Genomic DNA, 16,715 nt, shown 5'->3' on the forward strand with positions numbered 1-16,715 from the left:
TCAGGGTTCGCCGTGCAGGAAGGCGGTGCCCGGCGCGACCAGCAGGCGACGCAAGGCGCGTCGGCCGAGCAACATGGGATGACGCATGTTGCGACGGTCGGCCAAGGTGAGCTCCACCGGGAACGCCAACTCGCCGAGTTCCAAGCGGGTACGGATCACATAGCGCCATTCGCCCTGGCCATTGGAACTGGTGACGCGTCGACGATCATGCAGATGCAACTTGAGAGGGTGAGCGGGGCTGTCAGGTCCACCACCGCGAGTGATGAACCTTACCCACAGGAGGCCCTCTTCCTCGAAAGACTCGATGTCCTCGGCATGCAGCGACGAGGTGCGCGCGCCGGTGTCGGCCTTGCAGCACAGCGTCAGGCCGAGCTCGGGCAGAGTGACCATTTCGCGGCGGCCGATCACGGCCTTGACCTGATAAGGCAATGCTTTCATTGAGGATGATCCATCACTGACGGTGGAGTGGGGCGAGTCGTCGGCCGATGGCCGAGTCCGCCGGGGCCTCGCGCAGACACATCAATAGCGGCAGGCGGAGCCGAGGAATCAGGGCCAGGTCTCGAGCCAGGGCGGAGAAGTCTGCCTGGGGATGTTCGGCCAGGCGTTGCAGGAACAGGGGCAGCCGTCGATCGTCTTCGAGATGCTCCCAGCCGCGTGCGGCCATCGCCGCCAGCAGGTCGGGGCCGCAGGCATGCGGGTCGCCGAGCAATTCGTCGAACCAGGCGCCGACTTCTTCGTCGGGCCCTGCGCCCACGGCGCGCACGCAGGCGCATAGAGTTTCCAGGTCGCCGTTGTGGGCAGCCCGTTCCCCGCATTCCCGCAGCGCTTTCGTCAAGGGGATGTCGATGGTGACATGCTCGAGACAAAAGCACAGCGAACGCAGGACCTCGATGGGCAACCGCGGCAGGCGGTGTGCCAGCATCGTCTCCTGCTCGCTGTCATGACGTATCGCGAAGTCGGCCAACCCCTGAAGCCCCAGCGCCGGCCACTGATCGTCATTCTGCTCGCCGGCGAGATACGCCTCGACCAATTCCAGGTGCTGGCTGGCCGGGCGATCGAAGGCCTGACTTGCTCGAGCATGCATCACTGCCTGGAAAGGCAAGGGAGGTGTGAAGGCCAGTGGATTGTCCTTCATCAGGTTATCCGTGGGGGTGGTGTCCTGAGCCGTGGGTTCCACGCTGCGGCCCAGCGTTTCCAGCAGGCGCTGCACGAAGGCATCACGCGGTGCAGGTACGAGGCACCCTTGCTCATCCAGCGGCAGGGCTAGAAACCAGGTCAAGGGGTCGGGAGCATCACCCAGGGTGAACACGCAGGCTAGTCGTGCCTGGCCCTGCCAGGGGTAGGGCCAGGGTTGCTCGCCGCTCTCGAAAGCAGCCAGCGTGTCGAGCGAACAAGGTATGACGCGCCGTCCCAGGTGATAGAGATGCACCCGGGCACCGCTGCGAATGAAGAAGTCGTGGAGTGTATGGATCGGCTGCATATCGTCTTCTCGGTCTTGAACCGCGCACTGTACCCCGGAGGTGGGCGATTTGTCAGTAGTTGGGCACATGCCCTCAGGGTAGGGGAATGTGGTGGGCGGTGGTCAAAAAATGAACGGAAGCCGTCAGCCAGCATGCCTTCTAGGGCTGCGACGCTTTTCCAGCGGTTATCCACAAGCTGGTTCAGGGTTTCTGTGAATCGGGAGCTTTGCCCTGTGCATTACCCGGGGTGGTCAAGGTGGCATCGAGCCGGGATAATGACACCAAGTACCATCCATGGAGACATCATGAGCGTTCATCAGCAACTCGATGAGGCCCTGCGGCGCCTGGAAGCGACCATGAAGGCAACCGACATGTGGAAGATGCCACAACCGCCGGTGGAGGCCTTCGACAGCGAGCAGCCGTTCTGCGTCGATACCATGGATCTACCCCAGTGGTTGCGTTTCGTGTTCATCGCACGCCTTGATGAGCTGATCGAGGCCGAAGCGCCGTTGCCGGATACCTGTCAGGTAGCGCCCGCAGCCGAGGTCTATCTCAAGCAATCCCAAGTCAAGGCCAGCACGTTGTTGCTGGTGGTCAAAGCCATCGAAGAAGTCGACCGCGTCATCTCCGAGAATTAGTCAGCGACAGCCAATGCCCTATTATTTCGCCTATGGCAGTAACATGAACCCGGCGCGGGTCGAAGCGCGCATCGGTGCCACCGAGAGCGTCATGGCCGGAATCCTGGAAGACCATGAACTGCGTTTCGACAAGGCGTCGCGGATTCCCGGAATCGCGCATGCCAATGTGGCGAGTTGCCCCGGGAAGCGGGTCGAGGGAGCTTTGTTTCGGTTGTGCGAACCGGCGCAGATCGAGCTGATGGATCCCTTCGAAGGGTTTCCTCACGACTATCGACGTCAACGTCGCACCATCGTCACCGAGCATGGGCCGGTCGAGGCCTGGGTGTATATCGCCGTCTCCGAGCGTATACGTCCCGCGCTCAAACCGGCGCGAGAGTATCTTGCCCACCTGCTGGCCGGCGAACCCTTCCTTTCGGCGGAGTATCACGCCCGGCTGAGGAGGGTGGATGCCATCGATGGTCTCGACGATGCCACTCTCGCCGTGCTTGGTCTGTCGCGCCACAATCCACGTTGATTGGCGGTTGGTTGCCGAAGCACGAAAAAGCCCGCCGTCATGGCGGGCTGTTGCGCTTTGTGGCACTCATGGCCTAGAAGCGGAAAGTGACGCCTCCGCCGATGGTCAGCGGGTCGACCTTGGCCTCGCCGACTTCCGTGCCGTTCAGCCGTACATCGGCGTCCACATCGGCATAGTTGGCGAAGCCGTTGAACATGAAGTTCTCGGTCACGGCCAAGTCAACGCCGACTTGGCCCACAGCGCCATAGGAGCGGCGTACATTCAACCCCGACAGTTCCTCACCAGAGAAACGGGTGTAATTGACACCGGCGCCTACATAGGGCTGTACGCGGGAATCCAGCCCACCCAGCGGGTAGTAGTTGACCAACAGGTTGACCGGCATGCGATCGACGCTGCCGATATCCGCGCCACCAAGGGTCAGGTCGTGCTCGAACTTTTCCGTGCCGTTGAGCTCGACACCGATCTTGTCGTGGAACAGGTAGCCGAAACCATAGGTGAAGCCATTCTCGTCGCTGACGTCCAGATCCTGGCTCAGCGCCCGGCCGTTGTCGGATTCGGGCTCGACCTTGGCAAAGCCACCGCGAACGAAGAAGTCCCCGGCACCATAAGCCATGGCAGCTTGAGCGGCGAAGACACAGCTACCCGCGATCACTGCTGCGGACATCCATTTGATCTTACTCATGTGTCACTCCTTGGTGCGTCAGATATACGCACATCTGGCCGGATGGTCGGCATCTATCAGTTGGACAAGGCCATTATAGGAAACAGTGTTTCCTAAGTCTCGTTAAAAAAAGTTATGAGGTTGATAGGTACCATAACGCCAGTGTATCGAGGTGTAACGATATTGGGCTTTTACTAAGGTCGAATAAAATATGCGCTATGGTGTATAGCTGTTGTAAAGCTGTAAAGTGCGGGGTCGCCGTGCCTCGAAAAATCTTCTTTACTGCGAGATATGGCTCCCGGCTAAGGAGAGAACGGACGATGCGCTATGAACGGTTACGTCGCCTGCCTTGGGCACCTTTACTGTCGATGGCGGTCTCGGCCTGGTTGGCGCTCTGGTTGCTGTGGCAGCCCGAGTTGCTCAGTGCCCTACCGATGCCGGTACGGCTGCCGCTGATTGTGCTGGGGGCCTGGGCGCTGGGAGCAGGGTTCATGCATGGGATAGGGTTGAAGGTCAGGCCGGGCTGGCCGCGCCGACTGCTCGGCGAACCTGCCTGCTGGTGGCTGCTGGGGCTCTTTACTCTGGTGGTACTGTGGCGAGCTCTGTGACTGATCTCAACGAACACGGGGCCGCACTCAGGCGGCCCCGTGGCAGTCATTGTCGTAGTCGCTTCAGGCGTGGCTCAAGGCATCGAACTCAGCGGTGATTTCGCTCTTCGGTGCTTCGGTGGCCAGGCTGACCGCTACGATGGCGATGTAGGCGAAGATGACTCCGGGCACGATCTCGTAGAGGTCGAATAGACCGCCGGAGAGTTCGGCCCAGACCACCACGGTCACGCCGCCCACGATGATGCCAGCCAGCGCACCCCACTGGTTCATGCGCCGCCAGAACAGCGACATGATCAGCGCGGGGCCGAAGGCGGCACCGAAGCCGGCCCAGGCGTAGGACACCAGGTCCAGCACCGTGGCATCGGGGTCGAGCGCCAGCAGATAGGCGATGATGGCGATCGCGACGACGGCGAAGCGGCCGACCCACACCAGTTCGCTCTGAGAAGCATCCTTGCGCAGCAGTGCCTTGTAGAAGTCGTCGGTCAAGGCCGAGGAGGAGACCAGCAACTGGGAATCGGCGGTGGACATGATCGCGGCCAGGATCGCGGCCAACAGGATGCCAGCGATTACCGGATGGAAGATCAGGTTGACCATGACCATGAATACCGTCTCGCCATCACCCAGTTCACGGGACACGAAACCCACCCCCAACAGGCCGACGGCCACGGCACAGATCAGTGTCAGCCCTGACCAGGTCACGGCAATGCGACGGGCGGCAGGAATATCCTTTTCACTGCGAATGGCGGCGAAGCGAGCCAGGATGTGCGGCTGACCGAAATAGCCCAAGCCCCAGGCCAATGAACTGATGATACCGATCGTAGTCAGCGTCTCGCCGGTGGAGGCATCGCGGAACCACGACAGCATGAAGTCGCTCTCGGCTGCCAGTGCCGCACCGGCACCACCGGCGCCGCCAAGGTCGGCGAAAGCGATGATCGGCACGATGGCCAGTGCCGCGGCCATCATCAGGCCCTGGATCAGGTCGGTCCAGGAGACCGCCAGGAAGCCACCGATGAAGGTGTAGGCGATGATCGTGAGCGTTCCCACGGTGACGGCCACGGTGTAATCGAGGCCAAATACCGTTTCGAACAAGCGCCCGCCGGCGACCAGGCCCGAACTGGTATAGAACAGGAAGAACAGCAGGATGAAGACTGCCGAAATCACCCGCAGCAACTGGGTGTTGTCACGGAAGCGGTTCGCGAAGAACTCGGGCAGGGTAAGCGAGTCGCTGGCTTGGAAGCTGTAGACGCGCAAACGGCGGGCGACGACCAGCCAGTTCAGCCAGGTACCAGCCAGCAGGCCCACGGCGATCCAACTTGCCGAGATGCCACTGACATAAGCTGCGCCGGGCAGACCCAGCAACAGCCAGCCGGACATGTCCGAGGCGCCGGCGGAGATGGCCGAGGTCCAAGGACCCAACGAGCGTCCGCCCAAGATGTAGTCAGAGAGGTTGTTGGTTCGTTTGTAGGCCACGATGCCGATGCCGAGCATGACCAGCAGATAGACGGCAAAGGTGAAGCCAATGGAGAAGTTGTTTTGCACCATGGTGGTCATCCTTTCGGGGTTGTTGTTGTCGGGCGTCGAAATGCCCCTGCCGTGATTGGTCAGGCAAGGTGGTTTCGTACGCCCCCGTCAGATGGGCAAGGCGAGGTGCCTTGCCCGACGGCCTGTTCGTACCAGGTCAGTCATCGCCTAGCGCGAGCAGGGAGGCATTGCCGCCAAGGGCGGCGGTGTTGATGGTCAGGGTCTTCTCGGTGGCAAAGCGCAGCAGGTAGTGCGGGCCGCCAGCCTTGGGACCGGTACCCGACAGCCCTTGACCGCCGAAAGGCTGCACCCCGACCACGGCGCCGATGATATTGCGGTTCACGTAGACGTTGCCGACCCGAATCTTCTGCGCAATGGCTTCAGCGAAGGATTCATTGCGGCTATGCACGCCGAAGGTCAGACCATAGCGACGCTCGTTGATCGACTCGATGACCGCGTCGATATCCTCGGCCTTGTAGCGCACGATATGCAGGATGGGACCGAACTGCTCGCGTTCGAGGGCATCGATACCATCGATCTCGAAGGCGACCGGTGCCACGAAGGTGCCATGTGCAGTGTGTGCCGGGTCGAGTTTGGTCTCCGCTACCAGGCGTCCTTCACCCTTGAGCGTTTCGATATGCGCAGAGAGCCCCTTGCGAGCGTCCTCGTCGATCACTGGGCCGACATCCGTGCCCAAGTCGCGGGGGTCACCGACGTGCAACTCGTCCATGGCTCCCTTGAGGATCTCGATCACGCGGTCGGCCACGTCCTCCTGGAGATAGAGCACGCGCAGGGCCGAACAGCGTTGACCGGCGCTTTGGAAGGCCGATTGGATGACGTCGACGACGACCTGTTCGGGCAGCGCGGTAGAGTCGACGATCATGGCGTTCATGCCACCGGTTTCGGCGATTAGGGTCGGCAGGGCGGCTCCTTCGCGGGCAGCCAGGGCGCGGTTGATGATCTGGGCGGTATCGGTACCGCCGGTGAACACCACCCCGGTGATACGCGGGTCGGAAGTGAGCACGCTGCCAACGGTGGGACCATCGCCCGGCAGCAACTGGACCACGTCGCGCGGCATGCCGGCTTCGTACAGCAGCTCGATGACCCGGTGGGCGACCAGTGAGGTCTGCTCGGCGGGTTTGGCCAGTACCGTGTTGCCCGCCACTGCCGCAGCCATGATCTGGCCACAGAAGATCGCCACCGGGAAGTTCCAGGGGCTGATCGCCGCAAACACGCCCTTGCCGGCCAGCATCAGGTCGTTGGATTCGCCGGTGGGGCCGGGCAGACGGGTGGCATCGCCGAACAGTTCCTCGGCGCGCATGGCGTAGTAACGGCAGAAGTCCACCGCCTCGCGAATCTCGTCGACGCCATCGGTGAGCAGCTTGCCGCCCTCGCGCGAGCATAGCGTCATCAATTCGGCCATGTGGGATTCCATCAACTCGGCCAGGCGACGAAGGATCGCCGCACGCTCGGACACGGGGGTGGCATCCCAACGCGGAAACGCTGCCCAGGCGGCGTCCACGGCCTGACTGGCCTGGGCCTTGGTCGTCCACTGCACGCTACCGACCCGGACGCGACGGTCGAAGGGGCACAGCACCGCATGGGTGTTGGCGGGGTCGTCTGCTACCTCGATGGCCAGCAGAGGCTTGACGTTGTGTTCCTTGTCCATGAAGGCGGCCATCTCGTCCATGAGCGGCTGGTACTGGCTGCGAATGTTCAAGTTCACTCCCTTGGAATTTTGACGTTTCGGCCCGTAGATGTCCTTGGGCAAGGGAATCTTGGGGTTGGCGTAGGTCGAGTACTGCTTGAGGGTTTCCGCCGGGTGCACGCACAGCGATTCCACGGGAACCCGCGGGTCGACGAGCTGGTGCACGAAGGAAGAGTTGGCGCCGTTCTCCAGCAGGCGACGGACCAGGTACGGCAGCAGGTCCTTGTGCGCACCGACCGGCGCGTAGATGCGGCAATAGGTACCCTGTGGCGCCCGTTTCAGGGCGACGTCGTACAGAGCCTCGCCCATCCCGTGCAGGCGCTGGAACTCGAAGGCACGGGTGGCTTCATTGGCCAGCTCGAGGATGGCGCTGATGGTATGGGCATTGTGGGTGGCGAACTGCGGGAAGAGACGCCCGCGGGTGTTCTCGGACAGCAGGAACTGCGAGCAGACCAGGTATGCCACATCGGTATTGGCCTTGCGCGTGTAGACCGGATAGCCGTCCACCCCGAGTTGCTGGGATTCCTTGATCTCGGTGTCCCAATAGGCGCCCTTGACCAGGCGAACGGGAATCTCGTCGCCCTGTTGCTCGGCGAGGCGGTTCAGGTAGTGCAGCGCCGGCAGAGCACGCTTGGAGTAAGCCTGTACCACCAGTCCGAAGCGACCCCAGCCGCGGCAGATTTCGCTTTCGAACACTGAGCGGAAGACCTCCAGCGACAACTCCAGGCGGTCGACCTCCTCGGCATCGATGGTCACGGCCACGTCACGCTCACGGGCCATGGCGGCGAGTTGCTTGACGCTGGCCACCAGCTCTTCGAGGACCTGCGTCCGCCGGCCGAATTCATAACGCGGATGCAGTGCCGAGAGCTTGATCGAAATCGATGGTGCCGGGGTGCGATCGGAAAGTGTCGCACTGGTCTTGCCGACGCGCTCGATGGCGTTGGCATAGTCGTCGAAGTAACGCTTGGCATCCGCTCGTGTGCGCGCCGCTTCGCCAAGCATGTCGTAGGAATAGGTATATCCCTTGTCGAACAGGGGCCTGGAGCGTTTCAGGGCTTCGTCGATATCCCGTCCCAGCACGAACTGCTTGCCCATGATCTTCATGGCTTCGTACATGGCGCGGCGAATGACCGGCTCGCCCATGCGATTGACCAGTTTGTTGATGAAACTGGCCGGCTTCCCGTCCTTGGGTCGATCCAGGTTGATCACCCGACCGGTCATCAGCAGGCCCCAGGTAGAGGCATTGACGAACCAGGACTCGCTCTGCCCGAGGTGCGATTTCCAGTCGGCGGGGCCCAGCTTGTCCTCGATCAGGGCGTCGGCGGTGGCCTTGTCGGGAATGCGCAGCATGGCCTCGGCCAGACACATCAGCATCAGGCCCTCATGGGTATCCAGGCTGTACTGCTGCAGCAGCTCATCGATGGTATCCACCGCGGTATCCATATCGCGGACTTCACGCACCAGTTCGGCCGTCTTGGCGGCGATGCGCTTGAAATCTTCCTCATCGGCGGCGAGAAGTTTCACTTGTTCCGCGACGAAGGCGTCTTCGTCGACGATGTAGTGATCACTGATACGGGTGAATAGCGTCTCGAGATCCTGTTTCCAGGTGGTGCTGTCCAGCATGTTGTTGGCATTGAGCATGTAACTACCCCATAGCGATGGGTGGACGTCCCCACTGTTCGACGGAGCCGCCCCCTTTGTTGAGGGCCTGAATGTAGAGTGGGAAAGGTTGTGTCGTCTTGCCAATTCCTTGGCAGGATTTGTCGAAAACGCGGGAAATGGAGGAGTCGGTTGAGGTTTCTTAGACGTTAGTCTAGGAAAAAACCAGTTTGTCGTTAAGAGCTCGCTGGCAGCAGAGAGGCGGTCTTGTCGGCCGAGCGTCGCAGTTGGCTGGGAGGATGGCCAAATTTCCGCCGGAAAGCGTGTGATAGGGCACTCTGGTTGGCGAAGCCGGTATGTGCGGCGATCTCGGACAGGGGCAGGCGGGTCGAGGTAAGCAGGTGGCGCACGGCTCCCAGGCGTTGGCGCAACAGGTATTGATAGGGAGTCAGTCCAGTTTGGGCGCGGAAGCATTCGCTGAAATGCGCTTCGCTGAGACAGGCATAGCGCGCCAGGTCGGTAACTGTCAGGCGTTCGGCGAGGTGGCGCTGAATGAAACGGTCGAGCGCCTGGAGGTTCAGGCGGTTGGTGCCCTTGGCGGGGAGGTCAGGGTGCAATCGGGCGTGGAGGCAGCCCAGAAAGGTGGCGGCAAGCAGGTCGCCTTGCCCTTGTCGCTGCGCGAGAGAGTGTCGATGATGAGGTTGGCTCAATTCCTGGGTCAGGAAGTTGAGATACAAGCGCAGCGGTTCATCCAGGGTGAAGAAACGTGGTGCGTCGAAGAGCCGGGACAGCTCGTGGTGTGGGCCGGTCAGCGAGGGTGTGTCGACCGGTAGGTCGAGGATCAGTTGCCGGTTCTCGCCGATGCCCTCGTAGTAATGGACATGATTGGCCGGCACGATACAGCCGGATAGCGACGCAATGGAACCACCCAGCCCTTCGATCTCGAATTCGGCATGACCATTGAGACCGATCACGATCTGGTGGAAGTCGTGATCATGATGTTTGGTCGTGTTGTCTAGTGGGATCAGGCGGATGGCACTGGACATGACGTGACCTCAGGCATGAACGCAAGCGCATGGCCCATTGTAATGGCTTGGGTGCGATAAAGGCAGCTATTCATTCATCATTCAGCGTCTTGGCGTTGCTGCTCGCGCAGGGCGGTGTGAGCCGCCAAGTGGTCGCGCAGGGCGGCGAGTTCCTCGCGTCCCGCGGGAGACATCAGGGGTTCTCCCCTGGCTGCTCTCCAAGGCCGTCCGTGTTCGTCCATCAGGTGCTGCGCACGGCGACGCACGTTCTCGAGATAGTCGTCATGGCGCACGGGATAGCCGATGATGGTATTCCATTCGGTTTCGCCGACGCTGCCGTCGATGGCCTTGTCGAACAACGCGAGCAGGTCCTTGGGTTCGGTACGGTATCGAGGCGTGCGGGATAGCATGAGGATGCCGACCACGCTACACAGGACCAGCATGCAGACGGCGAAGACTAGCAGGAACAGTGCCATGACCAGCACCTTGGTGATGAAGCCGGTGAGGTGGTTGCCGTGTCGCCCCGTCGGCAAGGATGGAGCGGGTGAAGGGAATCGAACCCTCGTCTTAAGCTTGGGAAGCTTCTGCTCTACCATTGAGCTACACCCGCAATGCGGTTTCGATAGTAAATCCAATGGGTTATCGAAAGCAAGCCGTCTCGCGAAGATAATCACTCAACCCCGGTAAGCCCTTGTTTTTCTGTTCCCGCTGGAGCCGTGGGCTCTTTTTCGGCTGACCACCGAAAAAAACTTTGCCGGATACTGAGAACTTTTCGGCATTTTGTGGTCACAAAGGACGCAAGCGCAATTTTTCGCGGGTGATAGCAGTCGCTCCGTCTATTGCGTCAAGCTTGCAGTTTCGATCCTTGTGCCGCCAGGTGTCTTCGCCTGGCGGCTTTTTCTTGTGCGCTTGTCGAAGCGATGGAAGGGGCGGTAGCCCCGGCACTGCCGAGGCCTTTGCCTCAGGAAGGAGTGGGCTCAGTTCCCGGTGCGCATCTTGAGAATCGCACTGAGTACATCACGCCGGGTGACGATCCCTACCAGACGCTCTTGTTCCACCACCGGATAGACCTTGGGCTTGGTGCCGAGCATTTCCTGGGCCAGGTCCGTGATGCTCTTGGTGGACGACACCGCTAGCACCTCGTGACGCATCAGCTCCTTGACTAGTGGGGGCTCGTCATTGAGGTAGGCACTTTCCAGTACCTTGCCCAGGACATCCTGCTCGGAGATGAAGCCGATCAAGTGATCACGGCCATCAACCACCGGAGCCCCGGGCAGGCGATGCAGTGCCAATCCCTTGACCAGGGTGGTTACCGATGTGTTGCCACTTACGCGGTAACAGTCACGCGACATGATGTCGCGAACGATGGTGGGCGCCTTGTTAGGCATGGCGATTCTCCTTCTGCCAGAGGACATAGTCCATTATGGACCTCGACCATGGCGCTTGCATGGCCGGCGATACCTCAATCGCCGGGACCGCATTCCATGCAACGCTCGACGATGGCTGGCCCCAGTTGCAGGTTGGCGTTGAGGTCACGCAGTGCGGTACGTAGCCCCGCCTCGAATTCACAAGCGCCATAGCGTCTCTCCAGTTCAGCATAGCTGAGTCCGATGGTTGCCATCTGTGGATCGCTGAATACGATCGCCAATGGGGCGCGCCGGTGTCCGGCCCGCAGTTCCGGCGATCAGCATCCGAACTCCTCTATGTCCTATGTGATGACGATGGGGAACCCCGAGGCGCAACGTCGACTCGAACCGGGTAGCCGGTGTCGACAAGTGAGTTGTGCCTCAAATGACTGAAATGAAAAGGACGTCAGTATCCCCAAGCGGCGGATCGACATGAATTTGAATGAATATAATCCGGCAATAGAAATTAATGATGAGTGTGGGGTAGGCGAGAGCGGGAGGGTGCCCGATGGACGCACGTGAATATCTGGCCCGGAAAGGCGTTCGCCTTGACAAGGACGGGGACAAGGAAAAGGACAAGCCCAATACGTTAGAGGAACTAGCTTGGTCCCGAGCCCGCGAAGCGGGGCAGCATCGCCCGAGAACCGGCACTCCCCATGACTGGGAGGATTGGGAACGCTATCACGAGGATTTGGCGGCAGGTGCTGACGAACTGCAGCAGAAGATCGATACCGAGGCCCATCTGCATTATCGCCCCGATAGCGATGACAGCGTCGGGCACTGGGAGGGAAAGCTTCCGCTGACATCACCAAGACAGCCAGTGAACGTATCTGCCAGGGAACCGGCAAGGGCGGAAACGCACACGGGTAGCTCGAATACGGCGCTCACGGTGGCAGCCTTTCTCGTGCCGCCGCTAGGCGTCTACCTGCAAGCCGGGTTGGGCCGCCACTTCTGGGTCAATATCCTCCTGACATTGCTCGGCTATCTGCCGGGTGTGTTGCATGGCTGGTGGCTACGCAAGCGTGCTTAGGCGTTGTCCGAAACTGCCTGCACTCGCCCATCTTTTTGCGACGCTTCGATCGATGCCCTCCGCCACACCCGTGAGTGTTCCAAGATCACGGATGATCGAAAACGAAACAGTGGCCCTGTCTCGAAAAGCCAATCGAACATAGGCGTATGGCCTGAATTCGCTTGAAGCGTGGCGAATCCCTCATCTGTTAGCCCCGATACCCTGCCGCATATACTCGCTTATATGCCCGTGGTTCATAGACTATGGTATGAGTCGTCGAGGCGAAAAAGCGATTGAAGCCCACCATGGGGTACGCTAGCCTTCATTATCGAAAACGAACATTTTTGTTTGCTTTTGTTTGAAAACGAACATGTCTGAGCCTTCGCCTTCCACAAAGACAATACAAAGGTATTAACCATGGCACGCTTGAGCACCCCCTCTCTCGCCAACTGGGCGACCCTCCGGTACGGCCCCGCTAGCGATTCGTTATATCCGCGCCGAATCGTCGTATCCCCGGCTTACGCCACTGTATAACCAACGATGACAACGAGATAGCCATGTCTCTGATCCTTGAAAACATCACGCACGTGGTCAACGGTGCCACCCACATCGATGATGTCACTCTGGACCTGGCACCGGGCTCCTTCAATGTGTTGCTGGGGCGAACCCTGGCTGGCAAGACGACATTGATGCGCTTGATGGCTGGCCTGGAGCAACCGACCCGTGGACGTATCCTGGTGGACGGTCACAATGTGACGGGGACTTCGGTTCGCCATCGCAACGTGTCCATGGTCTATCAGCAGTTCATCAACTACCCGAGCTTGACGGTCTACGAAAACATTGCCTCGCCGCTCAAGCTGGCGCGTGTCGATAAACGCGAGATTGACCGACGAGTGCGCGAGACCGCCGAGATGCTGCATATCGAGCATCTGCTCGAGCGCTATCCTCTCGAACTTTCCGGTGGTCAGCAGCAACGCACCGCCATGGGGCGTGCCCTGGTCAAGGATGCCGATGTCATTCTCTTCGACGAACCTCTGGTCAACCTGGATTACAAGCTGCGCGAGGAGTTTCGCGAGGAACTGCGGGCGCTGTTCAGTGCACGCAATTGCATCGCCGTCTATGCCACCACCGAGCCGGGTGAGGCATTGGCGCTGGGCGGTAACACCGCAGTGCTTCACGAGGGACGGTTACTGCAATATGGCCGCACCGAGGACGTCTATCATCGTCCCCGCGATATCCTCACTGCCGAGATGTTCTCGGAGCCACCGATCAATGTGGTCCGGGGGTTGGTCTCCGGTTCGGAAATCACTTTCGACAGGAGCGTTCACTTTCCGCTCAACGACGACCTGCGAACCCTGGCGCCGGGCGAGTATCAGTTCGGTGTGCGTGCCTCCCACCTATCGTTGACGCCTCAGGCCGATGACGACCTGGAACTGCAGGTGAAAGTCGACCTGGCGGAGATCAGTGGCTCGGAGACCTTCCTGCACGTCAGCAACGACCTCTTTCATATGGTGGTGCACCTGGCTGGGGTCCACGAGTTCGAGGTCGATCAACGGATCACGGTCTATTTCCCCACTCACAAGGTGTATGCCTTCGATCGGCAGGGAACCGTAGTGCATATCCCTTCGCGTCTCTCTGGAGTGTGACATGGCAGAAATCGCTCTCAAATCCCTGGCGCATTCCTATCTGGCGAACCCTGGTTCGCCCGAGGATTACGCGATCCGTGAAATGACGCATGTCTGGCAGCAGGGTGGCGCTTATGCCTTGCTGGGACCCTCCGGCTGTGGCAAGTCGACCTTGCTCAACATCATTTCCGGGCTGCTGGAACCATCCAGCGGCGAGGTTCTCTTCGACGGCCAGGTGGTCAACGCCTTGCCACCCGAGGAGCGCAACATCGCCCAGGTTTTCCAGTTTCCGGTGATCTACGACACCATGACGGTGTATGACAATCTCGCCTTCCCGCTGCGCAACGTGGGGACACCCGCGGACAAGGTCCATGAACGGGTGCTGGAGGTCGCCGACGTACTCGACCTCACTCCTCAGCTCAAGCGCAAGGCCAAGAATCTCTCTGCCGACGAAAAACAGAAGGTTTCCATGGGGCGGGGGCTGGTGCGTGACGACGTCTCGGCGATCCTGTTCGACGAGCCGCTTACGGTCATCGACCCCCAGCTCAAGTGGAAACTGCGCCGCAAGCTCAAGGAGATCCATCAGCGCTTCAACATCACCATGGTCTACGTGACCCACGATCAGTTGGAGGCGTCGACTTTCGCCGACAAGATCGCGGTGATGTACGAGGGGCAAGTGGTGCAATTCGGCACACCCCGGGAACTCTTCGAGCGTCCCGCCCACACCTTCGTTGGTTACTTCATCGGCAGCCCCGGCATGAACCTCTTCGATGTCCGCGTCAGAGACGGCGAGGTCATTGCCGACGACACCGTCATACCGGTTGGACGAGGAATACATGACGCCGTCGCCAGGGCGCGTTCCAACAATGTCAGGCTGGGCATTCGCCCCGAATTCGTCGAGGTGCATGGCACGCCGGTGGAAGCCGGTATCGAGGCCGTGGTTGAGGACGTCCAGGATCTTGGCACCTATTCCATCTTGTCGTTGCGGCTGGGGGATATCGCCCTCAAGGCGCGTATCGACGAAGACAGCCCGGTGCCGAGCAAGAGCGCTTACATCCGTTTCCCCGATGAATGGGTTGGCCTGTACGTCGATGAATTCCGAGTGGAGATAGACCATGAATAACAAGGTGCGCAATAACAAGGCGTGGTGGCTGATATTGCCCATGCTGCTGCTGGTCGCCTTCTCGGCCATCATTCCGCTGATGACGGTGGTCAACTATTCGGTGCAGGACGTCTTCGACGCCCAGACACGGTACTTCACCGGTACCGAGTGGTTCGTGCAGATGCTCAACGACCCAACGCTGCAGAGTGCCCTGGGGCGCCAGTTTGCCTTTTCGCTGACCATCCTGGCCATTGAGGTGCCGCTGGGCATCGGCATTGCGCTATTGATGCCCAAGAAGGGCTGGCAGGCTTCGGCGATCTTGATTCTGGTGACCCTGCCGCTGCTGATTCCCTGGAATGTGGTGGGCAGTATCTGGCAGATATTCACCCGGGGCGATATTGGCCTGATGGGCTGGAGCCTGCGCGAATTGGGTTATTCCTACAACATCACCCGCAGCCCGCTGGATGCCTGGATCACCATCGTCATCATGGACGTATGGCATTGGACGCCGCTGATCGCCCTGCTTTGTTACAGCGGTTTGCGGGCCATTCCCGAGGCCTATTATCAGGCGGCGCGCATCGACCGTGCCTCACGCTGGGCGATCTTCCGTTATATCCAACTACCCAAGCTGACCAACGTGCTGGTGATCGGCATCCTGCTGCGTTTCATGCACTCGTTCATGATCTATGCCGAGCCCTTCGTGCTGACCGGCGGAGGCCCAGGCAGTTCGACCACCTTCCTCAGTCAGGCGCTGGCCATCATGGCTACCGCTCAGTTCGATGTCGGACCCTCGGCGGCATTCTCGTTGATCTATTTCCTGATCATCTTGCTGGTCAGCTGGGTGTTCTACACCGCCATCATGAACATGCAAAAAGACAAGAAAGACGGAGGGGCCTGAGATGAATGATTCCACCCGTTCGGCAACGCAGGCGGTACCTGGACAGGTCACGGTCGAAGGCCAAGCGAAGCCCGTCCAGGCCACGATTCAAAGCCAAGCGAAGCCCGTCATCAAGGTGGCAAAACGCCCCTCGCATACCCGCTCCAGGGTACTGATGATGGTTTATATCGTCTTCGTGATGCTACCGATCTACTGGCTGCTGAACATGTCCTTCCAGACCAACAGTGAGATCCTTGGCGAGCTGACGTTCTGGCCCCAGGACTTCACGCTGGAGAACTATGCCAATATCTTCAGCGATGCAAATTGGTACATGGGGTATGTGAACTCCATCACCTATGTACTGATGAACATGCTGATCAGCATCATGGTAGCGTTGCCGGCAGCTTATGCCTTCAGTCGCTATCAGTTCATCGGTGACAAGCATCTGTTCTTTTGGCTACTGACCAACCTGATGGCACCGCCCGCGGTGTTCCTGCTGCCCTATTTCCAGCTCTATTACACGGTGGGACTTTTCGACACCCATATTGCCGTGGCGCTGGCCCATTGCTTGTTCAACATTCCGTTGGCGGTGTGGATTCTCGAGGGCTTCATGAGCAGCGTGCCCAAGGAGATCGACGAAACGGCCTTCATCGACGGCTACAGCTTCCCCAAGTTCTTCGTCAAGATCTTCATTCCCATGATTCGTTCAGGTATCGGCGTGACGCTGTTCTTCCTGTTCATGTTCTCGTGGGTGGAACTGCTGCTGGCTCGTACGCTGACATCCACCAATGCCCAGCCGATCGCTTCGGTAATGACGCGGACCTCCACGGCTTCGGGTATCGATTGGGGCACGCTTGCGGCTGCTGGGGTGCTGACCATCCTGCCGGGCATCGTGGTGGTCTATTTCGTTCGCAACCACATCGCCAAGGGCTTCGCCCTGGGCCGTACCTGAAGGGAGGAAA

General features: G+C 60.0%; 17 protein-coding genes and 1 tRNA gene. 8 read left to right on the forward strand and 10 right to left on the reverse strand.

Annotated features, from left to right (window positions below; translation table 11 throughout):
- Together IE093_RS11805 and IE093_RS11810 are read right to left on the reverse strand one after the other, a co-directional pair.
- On the reverse strand, nt 1-438 hold the full coding sequence (locus IE093_RS11805) for an ATP-dependent zinc protease family protein (protein ID WP_189469410.1): 438 nt from the start codon (nt 436-438) through the stop codon (nt 1-3).
- Between the two features lie 13 nt (nt 439-451).
- Complete coding sequence (locus IE093_RS11810) at nt 452-1,480, reverse strand: DUF3549 family protein (protein WP_189469412.1); 1,029 nt, start codon at nt 1,478-1,480, stop codon at nt 452-454.
- 285 nt (nt 1,481-1,765) lie between these two features.
- On the opposite strand from IE093_RS11810, the gene IE093_RS11815 reads away from it, so the two are divergent.
- Together IE093_RS11815 and IE093_RS11820 are read left to right on the forward strand one after the other, a co-directional pair.
- Nucleotides 1,766-2,098 (forward strand): YqcC family protein, encoded by a 333-nt coding sequence (locus IE093_RS11815; RefSeq protein WP_189469414.1) that lies wholly within the window; start codon nt 1,766-1,768, stop codon nt 2,096-2,098.
- A gap of 13 nt (nt 2,099-2,111) precedes the next feature.
- Nucleotides 2,112-2,612 carry a gamma-glutamylcyclotransferase family protein gene (locus tag IE093_RS11820; protein WP_189469415.1) on the forward strand — a complete coding sequence of 167 codons (501 nt, stop codon included), beginning with the start codon at nt 2,112-2,114 and terminating at the stop codon, nt 2,610-2,612.
- A 73-nt stretch (nt 2,613-2,685) separates the two neighbouring features.
- On the opposite strand, the gene IE093_RS11825 is transcribed toward IE093_RS11820, so the two are convergent.
- Nucleotides 2,686-3,294: an OmpW/AlkL family protein gene (locus IE093_RS11825; protein ID WP_189469418.1), complete on the reverse strand. Its 609-nt coding sequence runs from the start codon at nt 3,292-3,294 to the stop codon at nt 2,686-2,688.
- Between the two features lie 299 nt (nt 3,295-3,593).
- Between IE093_RS11825 and IE093_RS11830 the strand changes: the two genes are divergently transcribed.
- Nucleotides 3,594-3,881: a cyd operon YbgE family protein gene (locus IE093_RS11830; RefSeq protein ID WP_189469420.1), complete on the forward strand. Its 288-nt coding sequence runs from the start codon at nt 3,594-3,596 to the stop codon at nt 3,879-3,881.
- Between the two features lie 63 nt (nt 3,882-3,944).
- Here the strand turns inward: IE093_RS11830 and putP are convergent, their stop codons facing one another.
- The 7 genes from putP to IE093_RS11865 all read right to left on the reverse strand — a co-directional run bounded on the left by putP (nt 3,945) and on the right by IE093_RS11865 (nt 11,355).
- On the reverse strand, nt 3,945-5,423 hold the full coding sequence (gene putP, locus IE093_RS11835; protein ID WP_189469422.1) for a sodium/proline symporter PutP: 1,479 nt from the start codon (nt 5,421-5,423) through the stop codon (nt 3,945-3,947).
- A gap of 136 nt (nt 5,424-5,559) precedes the next feature.
- The gene (gene putA, locus IE093_RS11840) at nt 5,560-8,751 is read right to left on the reverse strand and encodes a bifunctional proline dehydrogenase/L-glutamate gamma-semialdehyde dehydrogenase PutA (RefSeq protein ID WP_189469424.1); all 3,192 of its coding nucleotides are present in this window, start codon (nt 8,749-8,751) and stop codon (nt 5,560-5,562) included.
- Between the two features lie 194 nt (nt 8,752-8,945).
- On the reverse strand, nt 8,946-9,755 hold the full coding sequence (locus IE093_RS11845; protein WP_189469426.1) for an AraC family transcriptional regulator: 810 nt from the start codon (nt 9,753-9,755) through the stop codon (nt 8,946-8,948).
- A gap of 77 nt (nt 9,756-9,832) precedes the next feature.
- A complete protein-coding gene (locus IE093_RS11850; RefSeq protein WP_189469428.1) occupies nt 9,833-10,210 on the reverse strand; it encodes a hypothetical protein in 378 nt (125 codons plus the stop codon).
- 60 nt (nt 10,211-10,270) lie between these two features.
- Nucleotides 10,271-10,344, reverse strand: a tRNA-Gly gene (locus tag IE093_RS11855).
- A gap of 367 nt (nt 10,345-10,711) precedes the next feature.
- The gene (locus IE093_RS11860; RefSeq protein ID WP_189469430.1) at nt 10,712-11,122 is read right to left on the reverse strand and encodes a CBS domain-containing protein; all 411 of its coding nucleotides are present in this window, start codon (nt 11,120-11,122) and stop codon (nt 10,712-10,714) included.
- Nucleotides 11,123-11,196: 74 nt separating this feature from the next.
- Nucleotides 11,197-11,355, reverse strand: a complete 159-nt coding sequence (locus IE093_RS11865) for a hypothetical protein (protein ID WP_189469432.1) — start codon at nt 11,353-11,355, stop codon at nt 11,197-11,199.
- 293 nt (nt 11,356-11,648) lie between these two features.
- Between IE093_RS11865 and IE093_RS11870 the strand changes: the two genes are divergently transcribed.
- From IE093_RS11870 to IE093_RS11890, 5 genes are all read left to right on the forward strand, one after another.
- Nucleotides 11,649-12,170 (forward strand): YqaE/Pmp3 family membrane protein, encoded by a 522-nt coding sequence (locus IE093_RS11870; RefSeq protein WP_189469434.1) that lies wholly within the window; start codon nt 11,649-11,651, stop codon nt 12,168-12,170.
- A 536-nt stretch (nt 12,171-12,706) separates the two neighbouring features.
- Nucleotides 12,707-13,795 (forward strand): ABC transporter ATP-binding protein, encoded by a 1,089-nt coding sequence (locus tag IE093_RS11875; protein ID WP_189469436.1) that lies wholly within the window; start codon nt 12,707-12,709, stop codon nt 13,793-13,795.
- A 1-nt stretch (nt 13,796) separates the two neighbouring features.
- The gene (locus tag IE093_RS11880; protein ID WP_189469438.1) at nt 13,797-14,897 is read left to right on the forward strand and encodes an ABC transporter ATP-binding protein; all 1,101 of its coding nucleotides are present in this window, start codon (nt 13,797-13,799) and stop codon (nt 14,895-14,897) included.
- Nucleotides 14,890-15,774 carry a carbohydrate ABC transporter permease gene (locus IE093_RS11885; protein ID WP_189469440.1) on the forward strand — a complete coding sequence of 295 codons (885 nt, stop codon included), beginning with the start codon at nt 14,890-14,892 and terminating at the stop codon, nt 15,772-15,774. Before IE093_RS11880 ends, IE093_RS11885 begins: the two co-directional genes overlap by 8 nt.
- Before the next feature lies 1 nt (nt 15,775).
- Nucleotides 15,776-16,705, forward strand: coding sequence for a carbohydrate ABC transporter permease (locus tag IE093_RS11890; RefSeq protein WP_229803509.1), 930 nt, complete (start codon nt 15,776-15,778; stop codon nt 16,703-16,705).
- Nucleotides 16,706-16,715: the final 10 nt, after the last annotated feature.

Origin of the sequence: Litchfieldella qijiaojingensis (assembly GCF_014651875.1) — a bacterium.
Classification (GTDB): Bacteria; Pseudomonadota; Gammaproteobacteria; order Pseudomonadales; family Halomonadaceae; genus Litchfieldella; species Litchfieldella qijiaojingensis.

Coding starts and splice junctions, on each gene's coding strand:
- putP (WP_189469422.1), bottom strand. CDS start 5,423: ATGGTGCAAAACAACTTCTCCATTGGCTTCACCTTTGCCGTCTATCTG.
- IE093_RS11880 (WP_189469438.1), top strand. CDS start 13,797: ATGGCAGAAATCGCTCTCAAATCCCTGGCGCATTCCTATCTGGCGAAC.
- IE093_RS11820 (WP_189469415.1), top strand. CDS start 2,112: ATGCCCTATTATTTCGCCTATGGCAGTAACATGAACCCGGCGCGGGTC.
- IE093_RS11810 (WP_189469412.1), bottom strand. CDS start 1,480: ATGCAGCCGATCCATACACTCCACGACTTCTTCATTCGCAGCGGTGCC.
- IE093_RS11860 (WP_189469430.1), bottom strand. CDS start 11,122: ATGCCTAACAAGGCGCCCACCATCGTTCGCGACATCATGTCGCGTGAC.
- IE093_RS11875 (WP_189469436.1), top strand. CDS start 12,707: ATGTCTCTGATCCTTGAAAACATCACGCACGTGGTCAACGGTGCCACC.
- putA (WP_189469424.1), bottom strand. CDS start 8,751: ATGCTCAATGCCAACAACATGCTGGACAGCACCACCTGGAAACAGGAT.
- IE093_RS11865 (WP_189469432.1), bottom strand. CDS start 11,355: ATGGCAACCATCGGACTCAGCTATGCTGAACTGGAGAGACGCTATGGC.
- IE093_RS11845 (WP_189469426.1), bottom strand. CDS start 9,755: ATGTCCAGTGCCATCCGCCTGATCCCACTAGACAACACGACCAAACAT.
- IE093_RS11825 (WP_189469418.1), bottom strand. CDS start 3,294: ATGAGTAAGATCAAATGGATGTCCGCAGCAGTGATCGCGGGTAGCTGT.
- IE093_RS11815 (WP_189469414.1), top strand. CDS start 1,766: ATGAGCGTTCATCAGCAACTCGATGAGGCCCTGCGGCGCCTGGAAGCG.
- IE093_RS11850 (WP_189469428.1), bottom strand. CDS start 10,210: ATGGCACTGTTCCTGCTAGTCTTCGCCGTCTGCATGCTGGTCCTGTGT.
- IE093_RS11890 (WP_229803509.1), top strand. CDS start 15,776: ATGAATGATTCCACCCGTTCGGCAACGCAGGCGGTACCTGGACAGGTC.
- IE093_RS11885 (WP_189469440.1), top strand. CDS start 14,890: ATGAATAACAAGGTGCGCAATAACAAGGCGTGGTGGCTGATATTGCCC.
- IE093_RS11805 (WP_189469410.1), bottom strand. CDS start 438: ATGAAAGCATTGCCTTATCAGGTCAAGGCCGTGATCGGCCGCCGCGAA.
- IE093_RS11830 (WP_189469420.1), top strand. CDS start 3,594: ATGCGCTATGAACGGTTACGTCGCCTGCCTTGGGCACCTTTACTGTCG.
- IE093_RS11870 (WP_189469434.1), top strand. CDS start 11,649: ATGGACGCACGTGAATATCTGGCCCGGAAAGGCGTTCGCCTTGACAAG.